A 16,696-nucleotide genomic window follows, 5' to 3' on the forward strand; every position below is an offset into this window, starting at 1 on the left:
GGGGGGATTGCTTCTGTATCGTCATTTCGTTGAACGCGACGATTTTGAGATCGGGATTGCGACGACCAATCCTGTGGATCGACCTGTTGATGTTTTCCATCGGTTTATTCCGGAGCACCGTCTCGTAAGTCGTGCTAAACGGACCCGTTTCGCTAACTGGGCAAACGATTTTACTCATTTGGCCCAGCCCTTCCTCGGAAATGATCATCTGGAGAAGGCGGCGCGAGAGTTTAATCCGGATTTAGTTTTCACTGTTGCTGAAACGCATTTGGCCTCCAATGCGCTTCGTTTGGCTCGGGAGCTTGGTGTTCCGTTCGTGTGTTACTTCATGGATTGGGCTAACTACGCGTCATCGCAACATGGATGGGCGGTGCCGCTCATGGATCGGATTTATAGGCGACTTTACCAGAAATCAGATTTGGCGATTTGTATTTCGCAAGGAATGAAAGAAGAGCTCGGGGAGCATCCGAATGTACGGGTTGTTTACCCTATTGCTTCCTCGGATACTGCCTCCCCAAGTGCCGCAGAGCGATCACGAAAAGGCTATTCCTTCTGTTTTGCGGGCAACCTCGCTCATTGGTACGGTGGCCAAGTTGGCGCGATAATGGACCTGCTTGCAGATGATCCGAGAGTACGAATTGACGTCTACGGAGCATTTCATGATTGGTCTCCGGAGTTCGAACAAAGGCACAGGCAAGACGGAACGTTTCATGGGTTCCGCGAATTTGCGAGGCTGAAGGCTGAGTTTGGGCGAACAGATGCGTTTCTCTTGCCAATGGGGTTTGGTGAGGATTCCAGATTGATTGAGAGCACGAGCTTCAAGACAAAATTTCTGGACTACATTCAATATGAGAAGCCAGTGCTCGTATGGGGGCCGGAGTATTGCACTGCCGTCAAAGTGGCCCGGGAATTCGGCTCGGGGATCTGTGTGACAGATCCCTCACCGGAGGCTGCTGTGAGCGCCATGCGTGAATTGGCAGTTGATGCGACATTGCAACGAGAACTTGTCAGCAATGCAGCAACGATGCGAGCGACGCACTTCAACCCTGACCAGGTCTACGCTACTCTCAAACGCGGATTGGATGAACTTCTATTGCCGAATAGTCAACGCGTCGAACCTCACTGATAGATAATGAACCACGACCGACCATTGAAGATCGCAATCAGCATCTGGATGTTCAAGCCTGGAACAGGTGGGCTACAGGCACATGCGCAGTCACTTGCGAAACACCTAGTATCGTGCGGACATGAAGTTACGGTGATTACCCGTGCATTCACGGAGGTTCCAAAGACGCTCGCGCAGTGTGTCTATTTCAATGAAGCAGACGCGAGTGGGGTCGTCGAGGGCATCCCGGTAAGGACACTACGATTTCAGCGATGGCTAAGGCCCATTCAATGGCTTGCATTAAAGCTTTCGGTGCGAAAGAAGTTCGAAAAACTTGCAATGCGATTGTTCATATGGCAGGGGCGTTTTGGGAACCGAAACTGCTTTCGAGGATTTGACGTGATTCACCACGTCGGTCAATCGACAGCGTTTATAGGATATCTTGCGGCAGATGCGGCATCTCGGCACGAGGTGCCGTTTGTTGTGCAGCCAACGTGTCATCCGAACGATGTCGGTGACGCCTCGCTTGACATCGCGATGTACCGTCGCGCGTGTCGGATTCTTGTTCATACGGAGTATGAATGTCGGCATCTGAAAGCGTTTTTGCCTCAGGCGAACTTTGACGTTGTCGGTAATGGGATTGAAGATCGTTCCAATGGTGATTCGAAGACGTTTCGCGATCACTACGAAATAGACAGGAGGATGATCCTGTTTATTGGGAGGCACGATCGAAATAAGGGGTATGATGTCACGATAAAGGCATTTGAGATTCTGTCACAGCAGAGAAGCGACGTTTGCCTTGTGTGTATCGGCCCACCTGGCGACACGCCATTGGCTGAGGGGCCACTAATCCTGGATTTAGGCTTTTCCGACGAGAGTGAGAAACACAATGCACTCGCTGCATGTGACGTTCTATGTGTGCCATCAGAGGGTGAGTCATTTGGGCTCGTCTACATGGAAGCCGGTCGTTACGGGAAACCGGTCTTGGCTCGTCGTCTGCCCGTGTTGATCGAGCTACTCGCCAATGGCAATGCAGGCCTTCTTGTTGGAACGATGGACGAACAGGAGAATTTTAACATTCTCGCTCCATCAGAATTGGCAGAGGCGTTGGGAGCGTTGCTCTCTGATCCAGAAAGATGCGCCCGGATCGGTGAAAGATGTCGCGACGTTTCTTCGGAATTCATTTGGCCGTGCATCGTGAAGCGATTTGAACGTTCCTATCGATTGGCTTTAGGGGAGAGTGAATCTTGTTAGGGAGCTCCTCCGTGGAGGAATTGCGATGCAACAACGAAGTTGCAGTGACCGTCGTGGTGACTTTGCATAATAAGGGACCCTACGTACGTGATGCGTTAGAATCTTTGACCGCGCAGACTCTGTCGGCCTGGGAAGCGATTGTTGTTGAAAACAATTCCTGCGACGAAGGTCCAGGCATTGCTCGGTCGTTGACATCGGATCGAAGGATCCAGTTTTTTGATGCATCCGATTGCGTTGCTGGTCCTGGAGCAGCCAGGAACTTTGGGATTGAAAAAGCCAATGGTCGGTGGGTTTTGTTCCTTGATGCAGATGATGCTATCAAGCCTGAGTACTTAGAACGAATGCTTCTGGTTGCTGAAACGCAATCTGATTGTGTGATTGTTGCGTCGCCATGGTTGCAGTATCCGAGCAGCGGTTTCGCGGGCGATGACTTTCAGTTGATGTTGCCCGCTGGCTTCGATCAGCCAGACAAGACAGTTGATTCCGCGGTCGCGTTTACCTGCTGGGCAATACACTCGGCAATCATTCGTCGGGACTGGCTGGACGCACGCAGATGGAATGAAGAACTAGATGGCTTTTTGGCTGAAGATACTGCATTCTGGTTTCAGTTGATCCAGGGTGCAAGCATTGCGTATTCAGACTTCGCCGGTGCGATGTACCGCACGCAGGTTGAAGGCTGTCGTTCGAACTTCACACCCGATGTTTGGTTTCGTGGTAACCACAAGGCGGTGCAAGCAAATCTGGATTTTCTGCGGCAGCAAAATCAGCAGATTTCAGCTGGTCAAATCGAGTCCATTATTCGGCTTTACAGCGACCTCTACAGGCGTGCTCAATTGGGATCTGACCAAGAAACGGCCGATCAGGCTTTGGTCGAGGCCGGAAACTGGCTCAAGATGCGCCGTGCGCATGGGCCCGAAATTGGTCTGTCAATGTATCTTCGGTCGATCGTTGGCATAGCGCGTTTTGAACAATTTAGACGGCTGTTTTCGCACCGCCCGTAGGTGTCAGTCGCTGAGTGGGACGATGCTTCTGTCGAAACGGAGCCCAATGATATACGGGCCTGCTCAAAACTCAAACACAGGACGACTCAAATATGAGCGCAGCTATTCGGGATTTCTTGTTTAGCCTTTTGTATGGCAACAAAGGTTACCCAGTTGATATTGGCGGTAAGCAGTTTCGTGTAGATACCACGCTTCGTCGCTGGGATTTTGGTGCAGAGCTCACGCTGTTGAAGACGCTCCATGATCACTTAGGTCAAGGTGCAGTGTTTGTAGATGTCGGCGCAAATTTTGGTATACACACTCTGTTTTCTGCTGAAACTGTTGGGAAGCAGGGGAGGGTTTTCGCGTTTGAGCCGGTTCCGGGTAACTTGGAGCTATTGCGAAGACATGTTGATTTCAATCAGCTCAATGAAGTCGTGCAGGTTATCGAAGGGGCCGTTTCCAATAGCACTGCTGAGTCGATAGCGTTTGAAATTCCTGACGATGGTCTGTCCGTTACGGCCTCTTTAGCAAGTGGCAATAGCACGTGCCAAGTTCCGAATTATAGGTTAGACGACTTCAACTTTGGCGCCAACAAAATCAAGGTTCTCAAGATTGATGTAGAGGGAGCCGAACTGGAGGTTTTGCGAGGTGGCAAGGAACTTCTGCGACGTGATCAACCCTATATCGCTTTGGAAGTACATCCCACAGATCTTCTTCGCTTCGGTGACAGCCGAGAAGACGTGATGAGATTTTTGTCTGATGAGGGATATGTCTGTGAAGTCATTAGTGAGGGATCTATTGGAGATACATTTCACTTGCTCTGCGAGTCAGCGGCATTGCAGGAAGCAAATCAATGAGGTGGTTGATTGTCGAAGACGCGCTGAAAAACCGAAAAGGCCACTGGTCGGAGTACGTTGAAACGTTCCGCGTTGGCCTACATTCGCTGGGTCATGACGTGACGATCTTGGCTGACCATTCCGCAGAAGATTTCATTGCCAATCAACCTGAAGTGCACTGTGTACTACCGGATTCAATTTGGAATCGCTTGGGAGACGATGCGGGACGGTTGACACGCTACTGGCGAGTGCCGATGCATGGCTGGAGCACGATGCGAGCAATGAAACGTTGGTTCAAATGCAATCCCGATGCTGACATTGTCTTTGTCCCGACGGTTTTGGTGCACCACTTGATTGGATGGTGGCGACTATACCAATCTACCTTACGGTATACCGATACCCGGTTATTGCTGTTCTTTCCGAACACCCCGCTGACACATAACGATCAAACGGGCGAGGCGATGCTGGGCGGCGATCCGACGGCGCGTCTGTTCGGATGGTTGATCGGCCAATTGGCTGATGGCGTGAAGTCAGGGCAAGTGGTTCTGGGCGTCGAGACACATAGCATGCGAGACGCAATGACCAGGGCTACGGGCGTTCCCTTCACCTACTTGCCTCATCCGGTGGAAATGGAAGCTAACGCCAATAAGCTGACCACCAACGAGCAATCGCTGCACTTTGGATGTTACGGTGCAGCAAGACATGAAAAGGGGAGCGATCTTTTGCAGGCTGCAATTCGCAAACACTTGTACGCGCACCCTGAAACCAAGTCACGGTTCTCGATTCAGTGGCTCGGTGACTTCCAGGACAAGGAAGGCAAGCTGATCTCACCAGACCCAAACTTGGTTGCCGATGATCGTGTGACCTACATTCGCGAGTACTTTGGCGAGGGCGGCTACGACGAGCAGTTGGCCACGACCGATGTGATGCTGCTTCCATATCGCGAACCCTACCGCTATCGTGTTTCGCGAGTGGTGATCGAGGCGATCGTTCGTGGGATGCCTGTGGTGGCAACTCGCCAAACCACGCTGTGGGAACAGGTCAATCAGTTCGGCGTCGGGCTTCCCTGCGAACTGGATGATTCAGATTCGCTTAGCCATGCGATCTGGGAGATTGAAACGCAGTGGCAACGATTCGCACAGCCAGCGATCGACGGAGTCGCAAACGCAAGAAAGCATTTTTGCGTTAAGACGTTTGCTGACCGCCTGCACACGCCCCAAAGCTAGTTCGGTTTCAATAGAACCTCGTGTTGTTCGTTCTCGATGGGATCAAAACCAACTCTGTCGGCTGCTGTGGAAGTGTTTGATCATCGATGGAACAAAGACCGGCAAGGCAACGAGTTGCCTGTGGTGGCCAGACCGATTTTTAAGTCTTCTCGAATTGAAGAAGAAAAAACACCTCAATGGCGACTTCGTGTGGCATCGAGACTTTTAGCCGGATGATCACACGTCCGGAACGAACGAAAGGCAATGGCACATGGGTCTACTTCGCCCCCGTTGGCGAAGGTGGGCTGGCAAAATATGCCGTGCACCAGGCGGCCGCACTCTCTGATGCGGGTGCCAGGGTGGTTTTCTTGGGCTGCACGCACATGCGATCGGCGCTTGAGAGCATTGCGCCGCAAATTGAATTCATTGCCCTCGAAGAACACCAACCAAGACGCGGTCGCATCGCGAAGACGCTAAGCTGGATCCGACGGCTTCGCCGTGAAACCAGGCAGTTGGTGGATTTGACTAAGCAACGCGACGCCTCCTATGTACTATTTGCAAGTTATGCTGAATACTTTTCACCATTTTGGGTTCGCCCATTAGTCCGTCTGCGTCGACAGGGAGTCCGCATGGGAACGGTCGTGCATGACCCAGTGCGAGATTTTTGCATTGGACCAAAGATTTGGCACGACTACTGTGTCGCACAAGCGTATTGCTTTGTGGATGTGGCGTTTCTTCACGACGATACTGAGATCGATTTTGGGTTCCCCCAACGCAAAGTTCATGTGGAGGTCATCCCGCATGGCCCATACCGTGTTCCGGATCCGGGGACGGAGCATTTGCGGGAAACTGTCCGCAAGTCGTTTGGGATCCCATCGTCGGCGAAAGTAATGCTTTCGTTCGGCCACGTTCGCGACGGTAAGAACTTGGACCTTGCAATTCGCGTCCTGGCTAAGTTTGCCAACCTACACCTCTTGGTTGTTGGACGTGAGCAATCCAGTAGCCAGCGTTCCATTGCTGAGTACAGGAAGTTGGCGGATCAAGTCGGTGTTGCGGATCGCTGCCACTGGGTCAACGAGTTTGTCGCTGATACTGCCGTCCATCGGTATTTCCATGCGGCGGACATGTTGTTGCTCCTGTACTCGGCCGACTTTCGATCTGCGAGTGGAGTGCTATCGTTGGCATCGCAGTTTGAAATACCCGTTTTGGCTAGCAGTGGGGCTGGTCCGTTGCGTCGGTGTGTCGAAAAGTATGAACTTGGGATTTGGGTGTCGCCTGATGATTCCGAGGCTGTTGAAGTTGGCCTCGGACAATTAATTATGTCCCACAATTTTGATCACCAGAGGTCATGGGATGCATTTCGACGAGATCATGGATGGCAAAAGAATGCTGAGTCAGTGATTCACAGCCTTGGTTGATGCATTTTTCAACTACTGAAATCCATAAAGAAACCGTATTGTTAATTGAGTCTAAAGCTGATTCGCATGATGAATATTCGTCTCATTTTGGGAGGCCTGCTTTCCTACGGTTACAATTCCGTGTTGGGGAGGATTCCATCCCGCGTATTGCGAAAGTGGTATTTGAGAATTTTCTTAGGCGCTTTTGGCGAGAACGCGAGTGTTCAGTTGGGATGCCGGTTTTTAAATGGACGCAAGGTGCACTTGGGTGATCGCAATGTTATCAACTTTGGTTGCTTGTTGGACGGCCGCAAGTTCAAGATCGTGACGGGCTGTGATGTCAGCATGGGGCCTGAGGCGACCATTTTGACGCTCGGGCATGATCCGCAAAGTCCCACGTTTGAAGATCGTGGTGGCGATGTGATCATCGGTGATCGCGTTTGGATTGGATATCGTGCTCTCGTGATGCCGGGGGTCACAATTGGCGAAGGAGCAGTGGTTGCGGCTGGGGCAGTCGTGACCAAAGACGTGGAACCCTTCACGATTGTTGCCGGTGTGCCTGCCAAACCAATTGGAGCACGCAACCGCGATCTTGACTATCAGTTGGACTATCATCCTTGGTTGGTATGAAAAAGCTGCTCCTGCATTTCGTTCGTTTCGGCCCGTACCATGTGGCGCGGTTGAAATCGGCTTGCGTATCGCTTTCTGCATTCGGGTGGCAGGTGCATGGTTTGCAGGTGTGTTCTTCCGACGCGACCTACGCTTGGGAAGACCCGACTTCGGACGAATCGCTGTTGGCGGCGGGGCTGCCAGTTGGTTGCATCGAAACGCTGTTTCCGGGGCGAGCGTATGAGTCGATTCGTCCCGCTGAAGTGCGGCGTCGCATGGGATCCACGTTGGATCAGTTGGCCCCCGATGGGATTGCGATTGCAGGATGGGCGAGCCAGGACGCTTTGGCGTGCTTGGGCTGGTGCCGCCAGCACGAGCGGACATCGATCCTGATGAGCGAGACCCGGGCCGCCGATGGGGCGAGGCGGTGGTGGAAGGAAGTAATCAAGTCGCGGCGGGTGCGTCGGTTTGATGCGGCGATCGTGGGGGCGGCTTCCCATGCTGATTATCTTCATCAACTGGGGATGCCGCGGTCTCGCGTTGTGATGGGGTACAACGTCGTCGACAATGGGTTCTTTCGAGGCGCGGTGGGGCGTGAGAGAAGCGACGAGTTGGACGAGAGGCGACCGTTTTTGTTGGCGAGCAACCGGTTTGTCGAGATCAAGAATTTGCATCGAGCGATCGAGGCGTTTGGGAAAGCCACGAAGACCGCCCGCTCGAGCCATGGGGATCCGCCAGAGAGCGGCTGGGATCTTTGTTTGCTGGGAGATGGGCCGCTGCGGCAGTCGTTGGTCGATTCTGCGCGGGCGTTGGGGTTGGATGTGGTCCAGGGGCGGCCTTGGGGTGAGGAAGATGACTCCTTACGGACGAATCGAGTTAGGGTGGAAAAGGAATCACGACAGGCGGGCAGCCTATCTGACGGGCCGAGGGTGTTTTTTCCGGGGTTCGAGCAGATCGATGCTTTGCCACAGTATTACGCTCGCGCTTCGGCGTTCTTTCATCCGGCGACGAGTGAGCCTTGGGGGTTAGTGATCAATGAGGCGATGGCGTCGGGATTACCGATCCTGGCCAGTCGGAACGGCGGGGCTGCGGAGACGTTGGTGGTGCCTGGAGAAAACGGGATTTTATTTGATCCGACGGATGTCAATGAGATGGCGGCGGCGATTCGGGAGTTCTTGCGGATGCCGCCAGGCGACGCAGGGCGATGGGGGCGACGATCTCGAGAACTGGTCGAAGAACGGGCGCCGATGTCAGCGTTTGGCGAAGGGCTAAGGAGGCTGCTCCAGGAAAACCTGCTGAATGTTCCTGGGGTGAACGATCGGTTATCATCGGAGCATGTTGACCATCAATGATTCTTATGCAGCGGCCTCCCATGCGGCGGTCTTGATATCGCCTGAAGCGGTCATGATGGTTGACGATTTTGGTCGAATCGATGGTGGCGAGGTGTTAGCGGGCTGGACCGTTGAACTTGAAAAACTCTTCTCGGAACTGGAGCGACAAAGTCCGCAATAGCCTCCCTTGGATCGTTTGCCAGCTTGGGGCACGCGAGCATTTCGCGATTCCTCGTGCCTTGCACGCCGCCGGACGACTGGATCGACTGTTGACGGATGTTTGGTGTCCGCCGGGCTCTTGGCTGCGGAAGGTGCCGGCGCTGTCTCGGTGGCATGATCGGTATCACGGCGACCTCGCGGACGCGCCCGTGAAAGCTTGGCCGGCTTCGTTTATTCGAGAGGAATTCTCGGCGCGTCGGAAACGTCTTCAAGGCTGGGATCGAATTCGGCATCGCAATGAATGGTTCCAAGATCGCGTGGCTGCGGAACTGGGGCGTGTCGACGATTCGGAGCGTCGCTTCTTCTCGTACAGCTACACCGCTTCGCGATTGCTGCCAATATGCCGGCAGCGGGGTTGGTTGAACGTGATCGGGCAGATCGATCCGGGGCCGGAGGAGGAGCGGATCGTGGTGGCTGAGCACGAACGCTACGCCCATGTTCCTTCGCATTGGCGGCCGGCACCGACGGCGTATTGGGACGATTGGCGGGGTGAGATGGAGCTGGCCGACCGGATTGTGGTCAATTCGGCTTGGTCGGCGGAATGTTTGGCGACCGAGGGGATTGATACCGAGAAAGTAGACGTGATTCCGCTGGTATTTCGTAGCACCGGCTTCCAACGTGTCAGCGTCTCGGCTGAATCGACAGGTTGGAAGCCTCCACGACAGCACCGCGAATCTTTGAACGTCTTGTTCCTCGGCCAAATCAACCTTCGCAAGGGCGTCGGGCGTTTGATCGAAGCGATGGGGCTGCTTCGAGATGATTCACGCATTCAATTGACATTGGCGGGACCATCGGAGATCAATGCTTCGTTTTGGGCGGATCTGCCAAATGTGAAGTGGGTCGGTCCGGTCCGGCGCAGGGAGGTGATGGACGTTTACAGCCAATCGGACGTGTTTATCCTGCCGACGCTTTCGGATGGATATGCGTTAACGCAATTAGAGGCATTGGCGGCGGGAGTTCCGGTGATCGCGTCAAAACACTGTGGCGCGGCGGTCACCCACGGTCAGAACGGTTATTTGCTCGATGATTTGGAACCTGGGACCATTGCCCAAGCGTTGGTGCATGCGTTGGAGCATGCTGACGAATTGCCCTGGGCGAACGCGTCGGAACCGTTCGGCATCGAACAACTTGGCGAACGCCTCATGGAGCTCACGTGATGAACGAAGGCAGAATCGTGCATGGTTTCATCAAATCGGAAGTTGCGATGGAATCCAAGGCAGGGCGAAGTCATCGCATTTTCATCTTCCCACTTACTGGCCCCAGATTTCGAGAGTCCTCCGTGCTCTGCTAATTAAATACAAATCCCCCCAAAACGCATTGACGATTCCAGCCTGGAACGCATTCTTCACTGATGCCTGATTTCACCCTCTTTCCGTTTTCGTTCGTGATCGCCTGTTTGTTGCTGGTGATGGCTGGAATGTACGCATGGAACCAGCGTCGCCGTGGTTGGGGAATTCCAGCCCTGGCCGTCATCGTGACGGTGTCGATATGGTATGTGGGTGATGTGCTCTACAACGATTACGCCCGCTACTGCTTGACGATCGGTGACGAGGCCTTGGAGAAGGCGTGGTGGCAAGTGTGTCTTTTCGTGGGGGCATTCATGCTCTTGACCCCTCCGGTGGCCGAGAGTCTTGCCGGTGAGCAACGCCCCAGCCAAGCGGTTGAGATTTTGGAACGGCGTCCGCTGGATAAACCTCACTTGCAGGCCAAGCTTGATTTGCTGTGCAAGCCGTTGCTGGGCATTTGGATCGCGTTGATGCTGGTCGCGTTATATCTGGTTCAAGGCGATGTCGTTGGCCTGTTCGCGCCTTACCTGGGCCACAAGGCAGAGCCTTGGTCTCGGAACCGTATTGGCGGCGGGATTGACGCGTTGCTTGCGTTGGCAGGCTATTTTCAGATTTTTGTGACAGCTAGTTTCGGCGTGATTCTCGCTCTGTCCCGAAATCAACAAACACGTCGAATCGCCTTCGTCGTTTGTCTGCTGGCGTTTCCCTATTACATTTTTGATCGTACGCGAAACACCATGCTGGCAACGGTGATCCCCGGTTTCGGTGCCTGGGTTTTCGGACGGGTGCGTGGTCGGTTGTCAGTCAAGCTCGCTTATATCGGTATGGGATTCATCATCACCAGTCTGTGGTTTAGTTTCGTCCTGGAGAATCGAACAAGCAAAAGTATTGCCTCGGCATTTTCCGGTGGGGTGAGCTTGCGTGAAGCGGCAAGCACCAAGCATCTTGGTTTGAACATGGGCGAGGAGCTTGGCTGGATCAACAAGTTTATCGACCAAGGCAGTTACGAACCGAACTGGGGAATGCGGTATTTTGCCGAGGCGGTCAACCCGATCCCTCGTGTGATTTGGCCAGGGAAACCCTTGATCGGAATCGACTATGCGATCGCTCGCGGCCAAGGCGGCGGGAACGCGGGGAGTGCCGGTGTGTTCGCTACAATCTCAACCGGAATGATCGGCCAGGGCGTTGTGAATTTTGGGCCTTGGCTCGGGCCAGTCGCTGCCGCATTGCTGATGGCGGTTTGGTGTGGTGTCCTAGCCCGGCAAGATCGCATGGGGACTCGCCCGGCTCGTTTGCTCCTATACGCACTCGGTTTGATTCTCACCTTTAACATGGGACGTGACATCACGCTGTTAACTCTTTACCCGTTCATCTTTGGATGGATGGTGATTTGGTATTGGGAGCGGCGTGAACGCGCCAATGAGTCCCGGGCGGCCATGGGGTGAAGGGTGCCCTGGTAAACAAATCGTTGTCTCGCAGTGCCGTGTCGATCCGCATCCTCTTGTCGTTGGTCATTCCCGTGGATAGGTATTGAGCAGTTTTTCGATGCGTGCAACATTTTTAACTCTTTCCGCTTCACGAAACGCAGGCGGAATCTATTTTTGTCTCAATTCGCTGGCGAAGTCGCTCGTGGAGTGCGGTGTCGATACGGATATACTGGCTCCGAGGGATGACCATACGCAGGCTGACCAAAGTTCTTGGCCACCGGTCAACGTTACCACGTTTGACCCGGTGGGCCCCAAGTCGTTTGGATACTCATCCGAAGTTGAAACGCACTTGGCTAAACGTATGCCGGACATCATGCACGTGCATGGATTGTGGATGTACCATTCCTGGCAGTGTCAGCGTTTTGCTCAAGCGAAGCAAATTCCTTATGTCGTTTCGCCGCATGGAATGCTGGATCCTTGGGCGTTGCGGCAGGGACGCTTGAAAAAGCGAGTAGCGGGGGCGTTGTTTGGGCGACGCGTGTTGGACCAAGCGAGTTGTTTGCACGCGCTGAATGAGTCGGAGTTGCAATCGATACGAGCGTTTGGTTGCAAGAACCCGGTCTGTGTTCTCCCCAACGGGATTTCGCTGCCGCCCCCGCGCAATGCGCCAGCGGCTCAAGACGCGCCGTGGAAAGAACAGGTGGACGGCCGTAAATCGCTGTTATACATCGGTCGAATTCATGCCAAGAAGGGATTGATCAATTTGATTCAAGCCTGGGCGAAGCTGGAGCGTTCGATGAGCTCGGACTGGGTGCTGCAAATCGTCGGTTGGGGCCAAGATGATCATGAGGTAGAGCTGAAAGACTTGGCTGAGACGCTGGGGGTTTCCCAAAGCGTGCTGTTCTTAGGGCCCCGATTTGGGGATGAAAAGGATCGCTTGCTGAGAGAGGCTGATGGGTTCGTGCATACTTCCTTTTCAGAGGGATTGCCGATGGCAATCTTAGAGGCATGGGCCTACCGTCTGCCGGTTGTGATGACACCTGAGTGCAATCTGCCCGTTGGATTCGAGCGAAATGCGGCGATTTCAGTCACCACCGATGTGGAGGGAATCGGCGTGGGGCTGCGAGATCTGATGCAGTCGACCGATGTGCAGCGGGATCGAATGGGGCAAGCAGGTCGGACGCTGGTCGAAGATGAGTTTTCATGGCCGAAGATTGCTGCGAGCACGCAAGCGGTTTATCAATGGCTGCTCGGTGGCGATCGGCCTGACTGTGTCAGGAGTGTTTGACGATGCCCATCAACCTATTGAACTATCGATCAAATCTTGACCGCGGAGCGAGTCGGCCGAAGCAGATCGGATGGGCGATCGTCCAGTTTCTGTTCTTCTCGCTGCCGTATCCCTTGCCCTCTCGCATTCGTGTGGGGCTACTCCGCTGGTTCGGTGCATCGATTGGACACGGAGTCGTGATTCGAGCTGGTGTGAAGATCTCGTTTCCATGGCGGTTGGCGGTGGGGGATTATTCGTGGATCGGTGAGGACGTGATGATTCTCTCGCTCGATCAGGTGACCATCGGGTCGCATTGCTGTGTTTCTCAGCGAGCGTTTTTATGCACAGGGTCGCATCGGTTTGATCGGCCTGGGTTTGATCTGGTGACCAAGCCGATCGAGATCAAGGATGGCTCTTGGGTGGCGGCGCAAGTGTTTGTCGCTCCCGGGGTGACGATCGGCCCGAACAGCATGTGTGTGGCTGGCAGTGTTGTTCTGGGAAATGTAGTGGCCGACACGACCGTGTGGGGCAACCCAGCGATTGTGAAGACTGTGGTTCGTTGACAAGAGTACAGGCGAAAGAATGAAAATCTCGGTCATTACGGCGGTCTACAACCGGGCCGATACCCTCGGTGATGCGATTGACTCGGTCTTGGCTCAGCGCGATGTCGAGGTGGAGCTTGTCGTGGTTGATGGGAATTCGACGGACGAGACACCGCGTGTCGTTGCAAGTTATGGGGATCGCGTGACACGTTCCATTCGCGAAGCGGATGCAGGGATCTATGACGCACTCAACAAAGGGATTGCGGCGGCGACCGGAGATGTGATCGGATTTCTTCACGCGGATGACTGGTTCGCCGATGAGGGCGTGCTCCGGCGAGTCTCCGATGGGCTGGCCGACGAAGCCATCGATGGCGTTTACGGCGATTTGGTCTATGTCGACGCGGAGTCGCCCGGACGTGTTCGTCGCAAGTGGATATCAGGTGAGTACGAGGTCTCCAAATTTCGCCGTGGTTGGATGCCACCTCATCCCACGGTGTATTTGCGGCGGCGGTGCTATGAACGATTCGGTGTGTTCAATGATCGCATGAAGACGGCGGCCGATTACGAGCTGCTGGTACGGATGATGGTGAAGCATCAAGTTGCGATGCGTTATCTGCCGCAGGTGATGGTCAAGATGCGAGTCGGTGGTGCGAGCAACGCATCTCTCCGCAATCGGATTAGCGCCAACGCGGATGATCGTGATGCGTGGGTCAGCAACGGTCTGCTGCCGCCGTGGGGATTGCGGCTGACCAAGCCGCTGAGGAAACTACCGCAGTTTTTGCGGTAGGCCGAGGCTAGTCCATTTCAGCGAGGCGGCCGGTGGACAGAGGGCGTGCGATGAAGACTTGGAGATCGGAACTGTTCCAACGCTGTTGGAACTGCGTGGCGGATGCTTCATCAGGGTGCCAAGCAAACACTCCCGGTCCCCAGCTGCTTTGGCCGACCCCTGTGAATCCTGCGGCGCGCAGCCGTGCGATCAGTCGTGTGGTTGCGACTCCATTGTAGGCACCGCCTTGGACGGGAGCGAATAGTTCGCCGCTGCGTTGGTTGTACAGTGTGGTAGCGGCACAAAAGGACGCGAAGTCAGCATCTTGAATTGCTGGCACGAGCCGCGTCCTGAGAAGATTCGCCAGTGCGTCGCGACGCTCGGCCGCCGCAGGGCCGAGTGCATCGAACTTGGCCTGCTCTTGATCGCCGCTGACGGTACCGGCACTCTCGGCCTTCGCGATCGGCAGCAGGATTGCAACTCGCCAGGCGGGCGGCATCTCCAAGCGTATGTCGAGTGTGTTGAGCGGAACGTTGCCGGTCGCGGGCGTGAGTCCCTCGGCAATGAACCCGCCACTCAAATACCCGTGGGTGCCGACCGCTGAGCGTCTGCCGCGATCTGCGGCACCGAGCCAGAGTTTGCCCTCTCGCGGCGGCATGCTCCGCAGGTCAGCAGCCAGGTTTAGCGAAGGCGAGACCGGTGTCACTCGCAGGATCGCTTCCGCGATCGCCAGGGAGAGCTGTGTGCCGCTGCCCAGTCCAGTGTGGGAGGGTGCCGCGTCGAGCACCTCGATGTCGACGGGCGGTAGACGCGCCGGTGAGCCTATCGCATCAGCAATTCGCTGGGCAATCGCGGTAGCACGCTGGTGGAGTTCGCGGCCCTGGGAATCGGGATTCTTCTCATTTGCCGTGCACGAGAAAGCGGTCGACGCTCTCGCGGTCACGATCGTTTGGGGCGTGTCGATCATCACGCCGCAACCGCCAAACGGCGCGGCGACATCGAGCAGCCCGAAGTGCAAACGAGCGCCTGTCGTGATCCGAAGTCGCTGCGTCATGCCGGATTCTCGGCCATGGACGTTAAGTGCTGCTCGATGTAGGCCTGCACGAGTTCGAAGGCCGCCAACTCGTCCGGCCCCGCCGTTTTCTGCACGGGGAGACACAATCGCTGCAACTCTTCTTCGATTTGCGCCGGGGCGATCAAGCCGATTCGTGTCGCCAGGATCGCGGCCTCAATGACCGCGTGTTTGGCTCGGTTAAATCCGAAGAACGGCCGAACGACTCCCTCGGCAACGCAGTCTGCAATCAACTCGTGCCGTGGAGGGGTGCCGCCCGCGTGCGTGACTTCAATGGCGAACCAGCGGTGGCAATCGCGGAGCCGAACGTGTCCGGAGGAGGCTTGTTCGGCCGGGCAGGTCAGCCCGGTTGGGTCGACGCTTCCAATGGCCGTTCGAGCGAGCAGCAGCACGTCGTCGGTGACATGAATGACAGCTTTTCCAGTCGCCAGCAAGTTGCGGCAGGTGCGTGAGCCTTCGTAGGGACGTAGGCAAAATGTGGGCAGCGTTTCGTTGGCCCTTGGCGGGCGAACGATCGGGCCCAACGGTGCAATGTTCACTTGTCCCTGGGGACTGACGGTCGTGACAATCGATTCCAGGATCATTGGGGCGCCTCGCCGGCTAGCGGAGTTGTGCGTGCCGGCAGCGGTCGCGGTTGGGCGATTGAGAGCGTGGGGAGAGGCGATTTGCGATACAGAGCGGTCGTCGGTATGGTGTTTGTGTTTTCGGTCGATTCCAGCTCGCGGTGGGGATAACCGGACCGTGACATCCAAACGACGGGGCGCCCGGTACCAACACTTGCACCGAAAATACGGCGGGCGCGTTGGTGATGGCGATCGACCAGGGCGAAGAAATTCTGAAACAGATCATGGCCATGCTCGGTCAGCAATGACTCGGGATGAAACTGCACCCCGTGGACGCAGCGTGCATGATCGGAAACGCCCATCACGATGGATGGGGACTCGGCGGTTTCCAAAGTATAGGCGGTGATGTCGAGTGACGTTGGCAGGGTTGCCGCATCGACGCTGAGGGAGTGATACCTCCCCACTGAGATCGATTGCGGCAAGCCGCTGAAGATGCCTGTGGAGTTGTGGTTGATGATCGAGGCCGTCGCATGGGCGGGCGGAGAGACGATCACGTTGCCGCCATACGCAGCGGCAATCGCCTGGTGTCCCAAACAGATGCCGAGGATGGGGATCTCGCCGGCGAGTGCCCCGACGACATCGAGGCAGCATCCCGCTTGCTCGGGCCGGTGAGGCCCCGGCGAGAGCACGATCGCTTCGGGTTGCAACTGGTAGCACTGGTCGACCGTGATTGCGTCGCTGCGGATCACCCTCGTCGCCTTGCCGGCGAGCCGCAGGTATCGCGCCACGTTGTGCACGAAGGAGTCGTAGTTATCGAGCAGTACGATCACGATG

The 16,696-nt window shown here is 55.4% G+C and carries 17 protein-coding genes; 14 read left to right on the forward strand and 3 right to left on the reverse strand.

What is annotated here, in order from left to right:
- The first annotated feature begins 7 nt into the window (after positions 1-7).
- From SH410x_RS03420 to SH410x_RS03485, 14 genes are all read left to right on the forward strand, one after another.
- Positions 8-1,126, forward strand: coding sequence for a glycosyltransferase (locus SH410x_RS03420; protein ID WP_473674631.1), 1,119 nt, complete (start codon positions 8-10; stop codon positions 1,124-1,126).
- Positions 1,127-1,174: 48 nt separating this feature from the next.
- Positions 1,175-2,359: a glycosyltransferase family 4 protein gene (locus tag SH410x_RS03425; protein WP_473677234.1), complete on the forward strand. Its 1,185-nt coding sequence runs from the start codon at positions 1,175-1,177 to the stop codon at positions 2,357-2,359.
- A gap of 11 nt (positions 2,360-2,370) precedes the next feature.
- Positions 2,371-3,360, forward strand: a complete 990-nt coding sequence (locus SH410x_RS03430; RefSeq protein WP_473674633.1) for a glycosyltransferase family 2 protein — start codon at positions 2,371-2,373, stop codon at positions 3,358-3,360.
- 92 nt (positions 3,361-3,452) lie between these two features.
- Positions 3,453-4,199, forward strand: a complete 747-nt coding sequence (locus tag SH410x_RS03435) for an FkbM family methyltransferase (RefSeq protein WP_473674635.1) — start codon at positions 3,453-3,455, stop codon at positions 4,197-4,199.
- Positions 4,196-5,404 carry a glycosyltransferase gene (locus tag SH410x_RS03440; protein WP_473674637.1) on the forward strand — a complete coding sequence of 403 codons (1,209 nt, stop codon included), beginning with the start codon at positions 4,196-4,198 and terminating at the stop codon, positions 5,402-5,404. The genes SH410x_RS03435 and SH410x_RS03440 overlap by 4 nt, the downstream gene beginning before the upstream one ends.
- 212 nt (positions 5,405-5,616) lie before the next feature.
- Positions 5,617-6,801: a glycosyltransferase gene (locus SH410x_RS03445; protein ID WP_473674639.1), complete on the forward strand. Its 1,185-nt coding sequence runs from the start codon at positions 5,617-5,619 to the stop codon at positions 6,799-6,801.
- Positions 6,802-6,870: 69 nt separating this feature from the next.
- Positions 6,871-7,410 (forward strand): acyltransferase, encoded by a 540-nt coding sequence (locus SH410x_RS03450; protein ID WP_473674641.1) that lies wholly within the window; start codon positions 6,871-6,873, stop codon positions 7,408-7,410.
- A complete protein-coding gene (locus tag SH410x_RS03455) occupies positions 7,407-8,741 on the forward strand; it encodes a glycosyltransferase family 4 protein (RefSeq protein ID WP_473674643.1) in 1,335 nt (444 codons plus the stop codon). The genes SH410x_RS03450 and SH410x_RS03455 overlap by 4 nt, the downstream gene beginning before the upstream one ends.
- Positions 8,725-8,901 (forward strand): hypothetical protein, encoded by a 177-nt coding sequence (locus SH410x_RS03460; protein WP_473674645.1) that lies wholly within the window; start codon positions 8,725-8,727, stop codon positions 8,899-8,901. Before SH410x_RS03455 ends, SH410x_RS03460 begins: the two co-directional genes overlap by 17 nt.
- Positions 8,902-9,088: 187 nt before the next feature.
- Entirely contained in the window at positions 9,089-10,096 is a 1,008-nt protein-coding gene (locus tag SH410x_RS03465) for a glycosyltransferase family 4 protein (RefSeq protein ID WP_473674647.1), read from the forward strand.
- A 194-nt stretch (positions 10,097-10,290) separates the two neighbouring features.
- Positions 10,291-11,670, forward strand: a complete 1,380-nt coding sequence (locus SH410x_RS03470) for a hypothetical protein (RefSeq protein WP_473674649.1) — start codon at positions 10,291-10,293, stop codon at positions 11,668-11,670.
- Positions 11,671-11,770: 100 nt separating this feature from the next.
- A complete protein-coding gene (locus tag SH410x_RS03475) occupies positions 11,771-12,940 on the forward strand; it encodes a glycosyltransferase (protein ID WP_473674651.1) in 1,170 nt (389 codons plus the stop codon).
- A gap of 2 nt (positions 12,941-12,942) precedes the next feature.
- Entirely contained in the window at positions 12,943-13,482 is a 540-nt protein-coding gene (locus tag SH410x_RS03480) for a WcaF family extracellular polysaccharide biosynthesis acetyltransferase (protein ID WP_473674653.1), read from the forward strand.
- A 19-nt stretch (positions 13,483-13,501) separates the two neighbouring features.
- Entirely contained in the window at positions 13,502-14,248 is a 747-nt protein-coding gene (locus tag SH410x_RS03485; protein ID WP_473674655.1) for a glycosyltransferase family 2 protein, read from the forward strand.
- A gap of 7 nt (positions 14,249-14,255) precedes the next feature.
- On the opposite strand, the gene SH410x_RS03490 is transcribed toward SH410x_RS03485, so the two are convergent.
- From SH410x_RS03490 to SH410x_RS03500, 3 genes are read right to left on the reverse strand one after another with little or no spacing between them, the layout of a single operon-like run.
- Positions 14,256-15,281 carry a GHMP family kinase ATP-binding protein gene (locus SH410x_RS03490; protein WP_473674657.1) on the reverse strand — a complete coding sequence of 342 codons (1,026 nt, stop codon included), beginning with the start codon at positions 15,279-15,281 and terminating at the stop codon, positions 14,256-14,258.
- Positions 15,278-15,883, reverse strand: coding sequence for a DUF447 domain-containing protein (locus SH410x_RS03495; protein WP_473674659.1), 606 nt, complete (start codon positions 15,881-15,883; stop codon positions 15,278-15,280). The genes SH410x_RS03490 and SH410x_RS03495 overlap by 4 nt, the downstream gene beginning before the upstream one ends.
- Positions 15,880-16,692, reverse strand: coding sequence for an anthranilate synthase component II (locus tag SH410x_RS03500; RefSeq protein WP_473674661.1), 813 nt, complete (start codon positions 16,690-16,692; stop codon positions 15,880-15,882). Before SH410x_RS03500 ends, SH410x_RS03495 begins: the two co-directional genes overlap by 4 nt.
- Between the last annotated feature and the right edge of the window lie 4 nt (positions 16,693-16,696).

It is taken from the genome of Rhodopirellula sp. SH410, assembly GCF_055811895.1.